12 protein-coding genes are annotated in these 12,686 nt (G+C 68.2%); 8 read left to right on the top strand and 4 right to left on the bottom strand.

Annotation, left to right across the window (positions count from 1 at the left end; translation table 11 throughout):
* Positions 1–498: 498 nt before the first annotated feature.
* Genes K4B79_RS42520 through K4B79_RS42510 form a run of 4 tightly spaced genes read right to left on the bottom strand, consistent with a single transcriptional unit; the run spans position 499 to position 1,486 of the window.
* Positions 499–828 (bottom strand): hypothetical protein, encoded by a 330-nt coding sequence (locus K4B79_RS42520; RefSeq protein ID WP_232032803.1) that lies wholly within the window; start codon positions 826–828, stop codon positions 499–501.
* Positions 829–868: 40 nt separating this feature from the next.
* Complete coding sequence (locus K4B79_RS48105) at positions 869–1,144, bottom strand: hypothetical protein (protein WP_308280628.1); 276 nt, start codon at positions 1,142–1,144, stop codon at positions 869–871.
* On the bottom strand, positions 1,086–1,265 hold the full coding sequence (locus K4B79_RS48100; protein WP_269464606.1) for an aldehyde dehydrogenase family protein: 180 nt from the start codon (positions 1,263–1,265) through the stop codon (positions 1,086–1,088). Before K4B79_RS48100 ends, K4B79_RS48105 begins: the two co-directional genes overlap by 59 nt.
* A gap of 17 nt (positions 1,266–1,282) precedes the next feature.
* A complete protein-coding gene (locus K4B79_RS42510) occupies positions 1,283–1,486 on the bottom strand; it encodes a hypothetical protein (RefSeq protein ID WP_232032802.1) in 204 nt (67 codons plus the stop codon).
* Positions 1,487–2,735: 1,249 nt separating this feature from the next.
* Here K4B79_RS42510 and K4B79_RS42500 point away from each other — a divergent pair.
* From K4B79_RS42500 to K4B79_RS42465, 8 genes are all read left to right on the top strand, one after another.
* Positions 2,736–3,230 carry a VOC family protein gene (locus K4B79_RS42500; protein ID WP_232032801.1) on the top strand — a complete coding sequence of 165 codons (495 nt, stop codon included), beginning with the start codon at positions 2,736–2,738 and terminating at the stop codon, positions 3,228–3,230.
* Between the two features lie 43 nt (positions 3,231–3,273).
* On the top strand, positions 3,274–5,046 hold the full coding sequence (locus K4B79_RS42495) for a bifunctional 3-(3-hydroxy-phenyl)propionate/3-hydroxycinnamic acid hydroxylase (RefSeq protein WP_232032800.1): 1,773 nt from the start codon (positions 3,274–3,276) through the stop codon (positions 5,044–5,046).
* Positions 5,043–5,885 carry a fumarylacetoacetate hydrolase family protein gene (locus K4B79_RS42490; RefSeq protein WP_232032799.1) on the top strand — a complete coding sequence of 281 codons (843 nt, stop codon included), beginning with the start codon at positions 5,043–5,045 and terminating at the stop codon, positions 5,883–5,885. Before K4B79_RS42495 ends, K4B79_RS42490 begins: the two co-directional genes overlap by 4 nt.
* A gap of 44 nt (positions 5,886–5,929) precedes the next feature.
* The gene (locus K4B79_RS42485; RefSeq protein ID WP_232032798.1) at positions 5,930–6,718 is read left to right on the top strand and encodes an IclR family transcriptional regulator; all 789 of its coding nucleotides are present in this window, start codon (positions 5,930–5,932) and stop codon (positions 6,716–6,718) included.
* 828 nt (positions 6,719–7,546) lie between these two features.
* The gene (locus K4B79_RS42480) at positions 7,547–9,010 is read left to right on the top strand and encodes an aldehyde dehydrogenase family protein (RefSeq protein WP_232032797.1); all 1,464 of its coding nucleotides are present in this window, start codon (positions 7,547–7,549) and stop codon (positions 9,008–9,010) included.
* A gap of 87 nt (positions 9,011–9,097) precedes the next feature.
* On the top strand, positions 9,098–10,657 hold the full coding sequence (locus K4B79_RS42475) for a carotenoid oxygenase family protein (RefSeq protein WP_232032796.1): 1,560 nt from the start codon (positions 9,098–9,100) through the stop codon (positions 10,655–10,657).
* 223 nt (positions 10,658–10,880) lie between these two features.
* On the top strand, positions 10,881–11,810 hold the full coding sequence (locus K4B79_RS42470) for an ABC transporter ATP-binding protein (RefSeq protein WP_232032795.1): 930 nt from the start codon (positions 10,881–10,883) through the stop codon (positions 11,808–11,810).
* Positions 11,810–12,685, top strand: coding sequence for an ABC transporter permease (locus tag K4B79_RS42465; protein WP_232032794.1), 876 nt, complete (start codon positions 11,810–11,812; stop codon positions 12,683–12,685). The genes K4B79_RS42470 and K4B79_RS42465 overlap by 1 nt, the downstream gene beginning before the upstream one ends.
* Position 12,686: the final 1 nt, after the last annotated feature.

The following is a 12,686-nucleotide window of genomic DNA, read 5'->3' as shown; positions in this document are numbered from 1 at the left end:
TTCCTGTGAATGTGAATCCAGTAGCCACGTCTATTGCCAGGTGCCGTTTTATGGGCCTACCGTCCCTCTCGGCAAGGCCATCGTCCTCATCTGTGGATTCCCTATGACCGATGCCACTGTCAGCGCCGCTTCCGCACCCCCCGGCAAGACCTTGTCGTGGCCCACTTCGTTCGCCGGCCTGCGGGTAGCAGGTGCGTCCCGAGCCCGCCGCTTAGGCCGGAACCGGTAGGATTCTGGCCTGAAGTCGGCCCCGGAGACCGGCTCCAGAACCAGCTTCAGCGCGGCCTGGACGACCCGGTCGGCGATCACGGGAATCCCCAGCCGCCGAACCTTTCCCGACCCACCCGGTTTGGGAATCTTGCGCTCCCGCACAGGTAACGGCCGGAACGAGCCCTGCTTGAGCTCGGCCCGTAGGCCGTCCAATACTACAGCAGCAGATCTTTTGACGGCCACCGCTACGAACCGGGCGGTGGCCGCCGATCGGATTGCTGTATGCCGCTACGCGGCCGCCCGACGGCCGCTGAACGGCGTTTTGGGAAAGAATCCGGCCTTGGCGTGGCCGGATATATCGTCTCCGTCGACCTTGGCGGTGAACGTGACTTTCACGGCCACCGGCTTGGTCGCGTCGACCTTCCACGTCGCCTCGTCGCCGTTGACCGAGCCGTCCTGGATCTCGGTGGTCTCGCCCATGGACGACTGTGTGCCGGTCAACGTTTGACCGTCAGACCGCAGTTCCAGCTGCAGCACCTGGGTTCCCATCGGGGTCTTCATAGTAATGTCCCAGATTCCGTTGACGCTCAATGTCTGGCAACCTTTCTCAATCTTCACTGGATGACGCGAACGAAGGTTCGCAAATGAGCACTCAGATTCACGGCTTGCCGTGGCTGGTGTTCGAAGCCGCCTGGTTCAGTCGGCATGCACACTCAGCTTTAACGGAGCGTGGTTTCGTTCGGTGCCCCTCCCCGGATGGTGTGCAGGACCTTGGTGTTGGTGAACGACAACAAGCCGGGCATTCACCCTCCCCGCCTAGCCCACTCCACTTACTCCCGCCCGGTGTCGGCACGGCGTGGGTGTTGACCCAGGACTTACCGCATTCCAGCCGGGTAGCGAGCGCCGCGGCCCGTTCCGGATCCGCGCTCCACACCGCACACCGAGCCGTTCAGCCCGAAGCGGGTGTCATTGGCACGCGCGAGCGCGTCCTCGACATCGCCGTACGCCATGACCGGCAGTACAGGCCCGAACCGTTCCTCAGCGACGACCCGCATCCGTTCATCGAGGTCCGTCAGGATGGTGGTGCGAAGAAGTAGCCGTCGCCATCCATGCGTCGGCCACCGGTCTCCAGCGAGTCGACCCGCCAGCAGACTTGGGGGGTGAGTTTGCCTCCGTCGGACGCGGTCCGGCCGCGCTGCGGCACGAATTCATGGTGCTCCTGCTCGGGCTGCGCGGACGGGAAGACGATGCCGAGTTCCTCGTCCTCGTCGGTCACGGGCCGAACTCACGCATCTTCTCCAGGCCGTTGACCCAGAAACCGGTGTGGCCGAGTCCGGTGATCGCCATGGTGCCTCCGTGGCTGCTGTGGGTGGGGCCCGTCCGTGTCGCTGCGGCCCGGACCGTTCCTGGGTCCTTGCATGAGCTGGAGCAGGCCGCAGCGACCGAAGGGGACTACGCCAAGCTGCACAGGGCAGGCCTCGTCGGCGTTCCGGTCAGACCCGCGAGCAACCCGACGTGGACCCTTACTCGATTTCCGCAAAGCAGGACTACGGTCTTACTAAAGAGGACACTAACGCTCCTGCGGTATCGAGGTCAACAAGCCGCCCTGCAGCTCAACCGCTGCCCCTGGGACCAGGACCGAGTAGGCGGCCCGCTCGAAGCGGGTCCGCGGACGGCAGCCCGCCGATCGCGTGTCGCGCTCCCTGACCGGCCTCGCCGCGCGCCGGTGCTGCTGTATCGATCGGGCCTGCCCAGCCGCGATCTGCGCCGGGCAGATACCCGTGCTCACAGCGCAACCGGGCGCGAACTGGGTCGGCGCGAGTCGGGCGCACCTGCGCGAAGCTCGGGGTCAAGGGCGGGATCGGATGCGTCGCAGAGATGCAGCTGCGCCTGGCGCGCGCTCTCCTGGAGCCGGCTGCAAGAGGTCACAGTGCGTGTGGCCGACGACTTCGCTGCCGCGCAGCGCGAGATCGTTGAGCGCATCGCACGGGCGGAGTCATGATCGCCATCCGGCGGGATCGAGGTCGCCGGCGGAAATTGCGACGGAATGATCGGGGCCCGGACAAAGCGTCCGGGCCCCGATTCGTCAGGAGTTCGCGTGTCAGCGCGACATGTCGCCCGAGACAGCAGTCTGCGCGGCGCGGTCATGCGATCCGGGGTCGGCCTCGCTGACGAGTGCGGCCGTCTGAGCCGACTCGGAATCATGGCCGTGTCCCTGGCCTGAGTCCGGCGGACAGGTGCGGCAGGACGCGGTCTAGCCAGCCTGGGATCCACCAATTGGCACGGCCGAGCGTCTGCATACACGCGGGCGCCAGCACCGTGCGCACGATGAACGCGTCGAGGGCCACTGCGGCGGCCAGGCCGATGCCGGATTCCTCGACCGTCACGCGCTCGGCCGGTCCGCTCCTCGCCATGACATCAGGCCACGCGCCGCGCTCGTCCCACAGTCAACAGTTGACGTCTAGCTCGGCATCCACCTATCGTCCTGTAAAACAAGACTCTAATCCTGAAAAAGGAGACACGCCGTGGCGATTACTGGTCTCGGTCACACCGGTTTCTGGGTTCACGACCTCGACGCGATGCGCGACTTCTACACGCGGGTCCTCGGCCTGACCGTGACCGACGAGGACGAGGAGCTGGGCATCGTCTTCCTCTCCTCCCGCCCTGAGGAGGAGCACCACGAGTTCGTCCTGCAGCGCGGACGGACCGCCCACGACGGCGCCAAGCTCACGCATCAGGTGTCCTGGCGGGTGGACTCTCTGGAGTCGGTCATCGAGTTCCACCACCGGTTCCGCGCCGAGGGCATCCAGGTGCAGCAGGAAGTCACCCACGGCAACGCGATCGGTATCTACTTCTTCGACCCCGAGGGCAACCGCAACGAGGTGTATCTGCGGGTGGAGCGCGACGTGCGACAGCCGTTCCGCAAGACCCTCAACCTCGACCAGGAGCCCGCCGACGTCATGGCCGACGTGGAGCGGCTGCTGACCGAGGGCGGTCCCGCCTATCAGCCGGTCCAGTAGCACACCGCGCTCTCACACGCCGCCGACCGATGGAGTCCCACCCATGAGCAACCCCCAGCCACCGCATCCGGAACCGCGGCGAAGATTCGCTTCGGCAGCCCCGGTGCAAGCCGACGTGCTCGTGGTCGGCGCCGGTCCGACGGGGCTCACGGCCGCCCATTTGCTCGGCTCACTCGGCATACGCGTCCTGCTCGTCGAGCGCAATCCGACAACGAGCGACGACGCCAAGGCGATCAGTCTGGACGACGAGTCGCTGCGCACGCTGCAGTCGGCCGGCATCGACGGGGCGGTCTACCCGATCATCGTGCCCGGCACGGGAACGAAGTACTTCGACGTCGGTGGCCGACCCCTCGTGCACGCCCGCGGCCTCGGCGACCAGCGATTCGGACACCCGTTCAAGAACCCCTTCGCCCAACCCGACCTGGAGCGGGTACTGGTCGAAGAGTTGCGCCACCGCCCCAATGTCGAAACCCGTTTCCACACACGGCTGTTCTCGCTAGAACAGCACTCCGACCGGGTACGGGTCGGAGTCGGGCCGAGCGATGGCACGGAACCGGCCGAGCACTTCGACGTCTCGTACGTCCTCGGATGCGACGGCGGACGCAGCACCGTCCGGGAACTGCTGTCCATCCCCATGCAGGGGCGCAGCTTTCCCGACGTGTGGCTGGTCGCCGACACAGTGGAAGATCCCCACGACCAGCGCTACGGCATGCACATGGGAGACCCCAGCCGCCCCACGGTCATCGTTCCGGGGCGCGACGGCCGGTGCCGCTACGAGTTCCTGCTGCACCCCGGGGAGGGCCTGCCCGGCGATCCTCCACCGTTCGAGCTGGTACGCGATCTGTTGCGGCCCTACCGCGAGATCACCCCGGACCAGGTCGAGCGCGCCGTGTCGTACACGTTCCACGCACTGCTGGCCGACCGCCTGCGCGACGGACGCTGCTTTCTTCTGGGCGACGCCGCCCACATGATGCCGCCCTTCGCGGGCCAGGGACTCAACTCCGGCGTGCGAGACGCGGCCAACCTCTGCTGGAAGCTCGCCGACGTCCTGGCCGGACGCTCGGCAGACACCCTCCTCGACACCTATGACACCGAACGCCGCCCACACGCTCAGGCCGTCATCGACCTCTCGGTCCGGCTCGGCCGCATCGTCATGACGACCAGCCGCAGCCGCGCGCGGCTGCGCGACCTGTTGGTGCGCATCGCCATGCACACCCCGCAGGGGCGCCGGTACCTCACCGAGATGCGCTACCGGCCGAACACCCGCGTTCGTTCGGGCGCCGTCGTCCCCTTCGACGGCAAGAAAGGGTCACCGGTGGGCACGTTTCTTCCGCAGCCACGCGTCCTGCACGGTCCGCAGCTCCAGGTGACCCGGCTCGACAACGTGCTCGGCCGCGGCTGGAGCCTGCTGGGCGTAGGCCTCACCGACGCCGACTGGAACACTGCCGCGCACGCCGGTCTGCCCGCAGGCACACGGGTGTCGGTCGTCCTCGACGACCGCTACCCCCGCGACCGCCCGGGGCGCACTGCCGTAGCCGACGCCGACGGCCGACTTCAGGCGCTGTTCGGCGGGCTCACGGGACACTTCCTGCTGGTGCGCCCTGACCGGCTGATCGCGGCCGTGTTCCTAGCCGACCAGGCAGAGCGTGTCTCGCAGAGCCTGCGTCGTTTCGCGCCCGCTCCAGGGCGCGATCTCTCCCTTGCCGCGTCAGACGGTCCGGCGGAGATCAGTCACGAGGTCGTCCGACCGCGGCCCGCACCGACCGCACACCCCGTCACCAAGAGTGTTTCCAAGCCCCAAGGAGGGCCCCGATGAGGCTCAGCACCGTCCGGCTGCACGACGAGCGCGGCACAGCCGCTGCCCGCCAGGAAGGGGACGAGTTCGTTCTGCTGCCCTACTCCGACGTCGGCGAACTGCTGTCGAGCGGCGACGACTGGCCTGAACGCGCGGCCGCCGAGGACGGCGACCGCATCTCCCTGTCGACCGCGTCCCTCGCTCCCGTCGTCCCTCACCCGAACAAGATCGTGTGTCTGGGCCTCAACTACGCCACGCACATCAAGGAGATGGGCCGGGCGACCCCGGCCCATCCGACGCTGTTCGCCAAGTACGACGGCTCCTTGATCGGACCCTACGACGACGTGCACATTCCGCCAGTGAGCGACGACCTGGACTGGGAGGCTGAGCTCGGTGTGGTGATCGGACACCGCGCACGTCACGTGTCGCCGGACCAGGCGCTGGCGCAGGTCGCGGGCTACACCGTCCTCAACGACGTCACCGTCCGGGACTGGCAGCATCGCACCCGTGAGTTCCTGTCCGGCAAGACCTTCGAGGCCACCACCCCGGTAGGACCCTCGCTCGTCACACCGGACGAACTGCCGCGCGGTGCGTCCGGACTGACGATCAGCTGCCTCGTGGACGGCACCACGATGCAGAAGTCCAACACGGCGGACCTGCTCTTCGACGTCGCCACGATCATCGCGTACGTCAGCACCATCATCACGCTGCTGCCGGGCGACCTCATCGCCACGGGTACCCCGGGGGGCGTGGGTGCCGGCCGCGACCCCAAGGTCTTTCTCCGGCCGGGGCAGGAACTCGTCACGGTCGTCGAGGGGATCGGCGAACTGCGCAATACAGTGGTCAAGGACCGATTGTGACGCCCGGTGCCCGAGACGCCGCGACACCCGTTACGATGTCTCGCATGTCAGGAACAGCGTCCACCAGCTATCGCGAGCGTAACTCCACGGCCGACCGGGCCCTGGACATCCTGCTCATGTTCACCGACACCCACCTCGTCGTCTCCGGCACCGCTGTGGCCGAGCGACTCGGCGTGGCTCGCTCGACCGCGTACCGGTACCTCCAGAGCCTCGTGAGCAGCCGCTTCCTCGAGGAGGCGCCGGGTGGAGGCTTCCGGCTGGGGCTGCGCGTCATGGAGATCGCACGGCTGGCACGCCGCAGCTACGGCCTGTCCGAAGTCGCCCTCCCGGCGATGACGGCGCTCGCCGAGGACGTGCGGGAGACGGTCCTGCTCACCAGGCGGACCGGAGAGCTGGTCGTGTGCGTCGATCGGGCCGAAGCAGGGACGGGCGCCGTGCGCATCTCCTACGAGAGGGGCAGCACTCTCCCCCTCAACGCGGGTGCGGCGGCACTCGTCCTGCTGGCCTGGATCCCCGACGAGGAAGCCCGCCAGCTTCTTGAATCAGCAGACCTGCGCCGTTTCACTCCCGCTACCCTCACGGACGTCGACACTCTCATGCAGAGGCTGGCCCATATCCGGCGCGGCGGCTACTCGGTCACTCGTGGCGAACTCGACGCCGACGTGATGGGGGTCGCCGCTCCCGTGCGTGACGAGCAGCAGCAGGTAGTGGCAGCGGTGAGCATCGCGGCCTTGGCCTCTCGTGTGTTCCCCGAGGCGGAGGCGGAGCTGGCCCGGAAGGTTCAGGAGACGGCACGGGAGATCGGTGAGCGACTGACAGCCGTCGGGGGCTGACACCCGGGCGGTGCCGAACGAGGTGTACGGACGCTGTGGCGGTTCGGGCTCGAGCTAAGGGCCAACGGGGGGTCTTTCCCCCGTGGCGCTGCACTCCTTCCCAGGCGTGGCGGCCTCCTACCCTTGCTGAAGGAAGGGTCCCGCCCATGGCGGATGCCGGGGCCGCTGGCAGCGGTCCCGGCATCCGGCGGTTGTCTCCGGGCCGAGGCGCCGACTGTGGCCACGCCGCCGGAGGGTCCCGTCCAGGCCGCAGTCGCAGGCCGCCATCCCATGGCGCCGGGCGCCCTGTCGTCCCTCATAGGCGTTGAAGAAGTGAGTCGGGGCGAGGCCGTCGGACGCCTCGATCCACTGGACCACGCCGGTGTGACAGTTGAGCGCCCCGAAGCGGGGAATCCCGAAGTGTGGGGCCAATGCGTCGTTGCCCATTGGCACCCCAGGGCCGTCCTCCCTCGATCCGTGGATCAGCGGATGAGACTGGTCCCTGACTCACCTTCATCATCATGCAATTCGCCACATTTCATGCAAATACTTGCTTGCTGCAAGCTTGCCGCGTCCCGGCGCTCCTCCAGAGCCGACACTGCAGCACCACCCTGGGCATGCCGGCACGACGACCTGTCGCCGCCACCTTGGACATACCGCTTGACATTCAACAGCAATGTCCTGTTAATCAAGATGCGAGTCCTGTCCAACCGGACATCCCACTATTCCCGAACGGGCCGAGGCCGGGTTCCGACCGAGTGACCAGCGCCACCCGGCGCGATGCCTCCGGGACCGAGGGGCGGCGCAGACGGTGCGCCTTCCTGTGTCATCTACGCAGAACGGAACACCATGACCCTTCTCGATGCAGCCGACTGGCAGGAGCAGATCTTCTCGGGCGGATGGGTCAAGGGCTCGGGTGAGCCGTACGACTCCACCGAGCCGGCGACCGGAAAGACGCTGGGCCGCGTTGGCGCAGCATCTCCCGCCGATCTGGACCGAGCCGTGGCGCACGCGCAGCAGGCCCAACGCGCATGGGCGGCGGTGCCGTACCTGGAGCGTGCACGGGTGCTGCGGCGTGCCGCGGCCCTCTTCGAGCGGCACCAGGCGGAGATAGCGGAGTGGATCGTGCGCGAGTCGGGCGCCCCGCGGCTGTTCGCGGACACCCAGGCGACTGATGGTGGGGCCGAGGAGTGCTACGAGGCCGGCGCACTCGCTGCGGCTCCCTTTGGTGAAGTGCTCCGGTCAGCTCAGGACCGTCTGTCGTTCTCGCGGCGGCGCCCGGTGGGCGTGGTCGGTGTCATCTCCCCGTTCAACGCGCCGATGCTGCTGGCCATGCGTGCGGTGGCCCCGGCGCTGGCCCTGGGCAACGCGGTCGTCCTCAAGCCCGATCCGCGCACCGCGATCTGCGGCGGTGTCACCATTGCGCGGGTCTTCGAGGAGGCAGGGCTTCCCGAGGGCGTCCTGCACGTCCTGCCCGGTGGCGCCGCCGTCGGCGCGGCGCTGGTGGAGCACCCGCGCGTGCCCGTCATCGCCTTCACCGGGTCCACCCGGGCCGGGAAGGCCATCGCGGCGGCAGCCGCGCAGCGGCTCAAGCGGGTCCACCTGGAGCTGGGCGGCAACTCGGCGCTGGTCGTCCTGGACGACGCCGACCTCGACAAGGCCGTGTCCGCGGGCGCTTTCGGCTCCTTCTTCAACGCCGGGCAGGTCTGCATGGCCGCCAGCCGTCATCTCGTGCACTCCTCGATCGCCGAGGAGTACACAGCCCGCCTCGCCGAGCACGCCGACGCCACACCCGTGGGTGATCCGATGACCGGCACGGTCCTCATGGGCCCCATGATCGACGAGGGTCAGCTGCGGGCCGCCCACGCCGTGGTCTCCGACACTGTCACCGCGGGAGCACGGCTCGCTGCCGGTGGTACCCATGAAGGCCTGTTCTACCGGCCCACCGTCCTGGCTGACGTCCCGCTCACCGCCCGCGCCTACGCGGAGGAGATCTTCGGCCCTGTCGCGCCCGTAGTGACCTTCCAGGATCTCGACGAGGCCGCCCGGCTGGCCTCCGACAGCGAGTACGGGCTCTCTCTCGGCATCCTGACGCGCGATGTTGCCAAGGGCCTGGCGCTGGCCGAGCGCATCCCGACCGGCCTTGTGCACATCAACGACCAAACAGTGAACGACGAGTCGACCATCCCGTTCGGCGGCGTCGGCGACTCCGGCAACGGCTCCCGCCACGGAGGCGCTGCCGCCAACCTCGAGGCATTCACCGAGCAGCAGTGGGTCACCGTCCGCCAGGAGATCCCCTTCTACCCGTTCTGACCATGGCCTCCCAGACAGGGCGGCCCGGCCAGGGCCGCTCCCGCTCCCGCAGACCGACTCTCTCCCACCCGCACCTGGAGCACTCCGATGACCTCAGTCACCTCCGGCCCGGGTCTGATTCCACCCGACCCGATGACGATCGCGCCGCGTGCCGCGCTCCGGCCGTCGGTCCCACGGCTCGCACAGGACGCCGCCGGCTGGGCGCACCACAACAAGTTCCTCGACGGCCCCTTCACCCCCTGGACGGAGGAGACCGAGGCCTACGACTTGGAGGTGGACGGGGAGATCCCGGCCGACCTCGCAGGGGCTCTGTTCCGGGTCTCGTCCAACCCCCGTTTCCAGCCTCGCGATCCCGGTCGCTATCACTGGTGGGAGGGCGACGGCATGGTGTGCGGAATCTATCTGCGCGAGGGCCGGGCCGCGTTCCGCACCCGCTGGGTGATGACCGATTCCATGAAGTTCGAGGTCGAGCAGGGCATGGCCGTCTACAGCGGATTCGCCAACGGCGGCACACCCGGTCCACTCCCCCAGGGCGCTCCACCCGCGAAGAACGTGGCGAACACCAACGTCGGTGTCTTCGGTGACCACCTGCTCGTCTATTACGAGGGCGGTCTGCCGTACGCGATGCACCCCGAGACCCTGGAGACGTATGGCACCCACGATTTCCACGGTGGCATCGACGTACTGTGCACCGCCCACTACAAGATCGACCCTGACAGCGGCGACATGCTCTTCTTCGCCGCAACCGGGCCGGTCGTCACCTGGTACCGGGCGGATGTGAAGACCGGGCACGTCGTGGAAAGCCACAGTCTCGACATCAAAGTGCCCGTGCTGATGCACGACTTCGCCGTCAGCGACCATTACGCGATTTTCTTCGTCACCCCGGCCCAGTTCCGGCTGGACCACATCATGCAGGGAAAGCCGGGAGTCGTCTGGGATGAGGCATCGCTCCCGCACGGCGTACAGATCGTGCTCATGGACCGCCGCACCCACACCGTCACCTGGCACGAGGTGGGCGGCCACTGGGCAAACACCCACTTCTACAACGCCTACGAGTGCAATGGGCAGGTCATCGTCGACGGGCACCGCATCACCCGCCTGGGCACTCCTGCCGGCCGGCTCGACACCCCCGTCACCTCCCACTCCTGGTTCCCGCCGTCCCTGCCCCACCGCTGGCGCGTCGACCTGGCCACCGGATCGGCGACGGAGGAGATGACCAGCGGTGTCGCCGGTGAGTTTCCGCGGATCAACGACGCGTACACCGGCCGGGAGCACCGCTACGGCTACTTCGTCACCACGCGCGCGCTGGCCGAGGACACCATGAGCGACGGCCTGGCCAAGCACGACTTCCTGAGCGACGCCACGACCGTGGTCGAGGGGCCCGATGCGCTGACCAGCCCTGGTGAACCCGTCTTTGTGGCCCGCCAGAACGCCACCTCGGAGGACGATGGCTACCTGCTGACCCTGTGGTGGAACCGCCTCACCGGGTTGTCCGAGCTGCTCGTCCATGACGCCGCCGACCTGCGCCGTACTCCTCTGGCAAGGGTCAAGCTCCCGAGCCGCGTTCCCTTCGGCTTCCATGGCAACTGGGCCGATCACGCGACCCTGGACCGTGCCGTCGCGGCCTCGCGCGGCAACACTGGCTGAGACTCTCGAAGTAATAATGATCCAAGTATCAGAACTGGTGACCTCCGACGGGAGCGGCGCACGGTGACCCCCGGCGCGGGTGGTGCTCAGTGGTACTCGGGTACCACTCGGACGCCGAAGATTCCCCCGTGGTCCCAGGGTTTGAACCTGCCGCACTCCTAGCGTCGAACGCAGACACCGCGGCGCGTCCGCGGCCGAGGTCGAGACGGGAAGGGCCCACCCCATGATCGAGGTAAGTGAGCTGACGAAGCGGTACGGCGACAAGACGGTCGTCGACAACCTGAGCTTCACCGTCAAGCCCGGGGAGGTGACCGGCTTCCTGGGCCCCAACGGCGCGGGCAAGTCCACGACCATGCGCATGATCGTCGGCCTGGACTCCCCCACCAAAGGCTCGGTCACCGTGGGCGGTCGGCCCTACGCCATGCAGTCCGCACCGCTGCACGAGATCGGCACCCTGCTGGAGGCCAAGTCCGTCCACCCCGGGCGCAGTGCGTTCAACCACCTGATGGCGCTCGCGTACACCCACGGCATTTCGCGCAGCCGGGTGGACGAGGTCATCGAGCTGGCCGGCCTGACCAGCGTGGCCGGCAAGCGGGTGGGGGCCTTCTCGCTCGGCATGGGTCAGCGGCTCGGCATCGCGGCGGCCCTGCTCGGCGACCCCGCGATCGTCATGCTCGACGAACCGGTCAACGGCCTCGACCCCGAGGGCGTGCTGTGGGTGCGCAACCTGCTGCGCTCGCTGGCCGACGAAGGGCGGGCCGTGATGCTCTCTTCGCACCTGATGAGCGAGACCGCGCTGATCGCCGACCACCTGGTCATCATCGGACGCGGTCGGCTGCTCGCCGACACCACCGTCGACGACTTCACCCGGGAGGCGAGCGGCGGCGGTGTGAAGGTCGCCACCGCCGAGACCGCGAAGCTGCGCTCGCTGCTGTCCGGCCCGGATGTCACGATCACCTCCTCCTCCACCGAGGAGCTGCTGGTGCTGGGTCGCGACGCCCGTGAGATCGGAGCGATCGCCGCCCGGCACGGGGTGGCGCTGTACGAACTCACCCCGCAGTCCGTCTCGTTGGAGGCGGCGTTCATGGAACTCACCCGCGACGCCGTGGAGTACCAGAGTGCTCCGGCCGACACCGAACGAGAGGCCGCCTGATGCCCACCACCTCACTCCGTCCCAATCGGCGCCCTGGCAGGTACACCCAACTCTCCACGGCGCCCGACGCCCCCACGTCCGCTACTGCCTACAAGGTGACCGGTCTGCGGGTGCTGCGCTCGGAGTGGGCCAAGTTCTGGTCACTGCGCTCCAGTTGGATCACCCTGGGTGTCGCCGTGTTCCTGCTGGTCCTCTTCGGGACGATAGCCTCCTACACCTACAGTCCGGGCGCAGCGACCGGCGGGCCGCCGGGTGGGGCCAGCGTCGACAGCACCGCGGTGAGCCTGGCCCTGACTGGTGTCACGTTCGCCTCGCTGGCCGTCGGCGTACTCGGGGTGCTGCTGTCCGCGGGTGAGTACAGCACCGGCATGATCCGCTCCACCCTGGCCGCGGTACCACGCCGGCTGCCCGTCCTGTGGTCGAAGGCCGCCGTGATCGGCCCGATCGCCCTGGTCCTCACCAGCATCGGCGCCCTGGCCGCGTTCCTGCTGGGCACCCCGGGGCTGGACGGCGAGAACATCGCTCTGTCCCTGGGGGACGACGGCGTCCTGCGCAGTCTGGCCGGCGCCGGTGTCTACCTCGGCCTGGTCGCCGTGTTCGGCGTGGCCCTGGGCGTTCTGATCCGCTCTTCTGCCGGAGCCATCGCAGTCCTGGTCGGTATCCTGCTCATCCTGCCCGGCCTGGCCTCGCTCCTGCCGGACTCGCTGTACGACAACATCAACCCCTACTTCCCCAGCAACGCGGGCTCGGCCGTCTACGCCCTGCACGAGGCCTCGGGCTCCCTCTCACCAGCAACGGGCCTCGCGGTCTTCGCCGGCTGGGTGGCCCTGACACTCGCCGGGGCAGGTTACCGCCTCGTCAAGTCCGACGCCTGAT

This window comes from Streptomyces lincolnensis (assembly GCF_021173675.1).
Classification (GTDB): domain Bacteria; phylum Actinomycetota; class Actinomycetes; order Streptomycetales; family Streptomycetaceae; genus Streptomyces; species Streptomyces lincolnensis_B.
This window is presented reverse-complemented; position numbering and strand designations above follow the sequence as displayed.

What these genes read in the sequence shown, in the direction of transcription:
- K4B79_RS48100 (WP_269464606.1), bottom strand. Translation starts at nt 1,265, where the DNA reads ATGCGGGTCGTCGCTGAGGAACGGTTCGGGCCTGTACTGCCGGTCATG.
- K4B79_RS42495 (WP_232032800.1), top strand. Translation starts at nt 3,274, where the DNA reads ATGAGCAACCCCCAGCCACCGCATCCGGAACCGCGGCGAAGATTCGCT.
- K4B79_RS42490 (WP_232032799.1), top strand. Translation starts at nt 5,043, where the DNA reads ATGAGGCTCAGCACCGTCCGGCTGCACGACGAGCGCGGCACAGCCGCT.
- K4B79_RS42485 (WP_232032798.1), top strand. Translation starts at nt 5,930, where the DNA reads ATGTCAGGAACAGCGTCCACCAGCTATCGCGAGCGTAACTCCACGGCC.
- K4B79_RS42480 (WP_232032797.1), top strand. Translation starts at nt 7,547, where the DNA reads ATGACCCTTCTCGATGCAGCCGACTGGCAGGAGCAGATCTTCTCGGGC.
- K4B79_RS42475 (WP_232032796.1), top strand. Translation starts at nt 9,098, where the DNA reads ATGACCTCAGTCACCTCCGGCCCGGGTCTGATTCCACCCGACCCGATG.
- K4B79_RS42470 (WP_232032795.1), top strand. Translation starts at nt 10,881, where the DNA reads ATGATCGAGGTAAGTGAGCTGACGAAGCGGTACGGCGACAAGACGGTC.
- K4B79_RS42465 (WP_232032794.1), top strand. Translation starts at nt 11,810, where the DNA reads ATGCCCACCACCTCACTCCGTCCCAATCGGCGCCCTGGCAGGTACACC.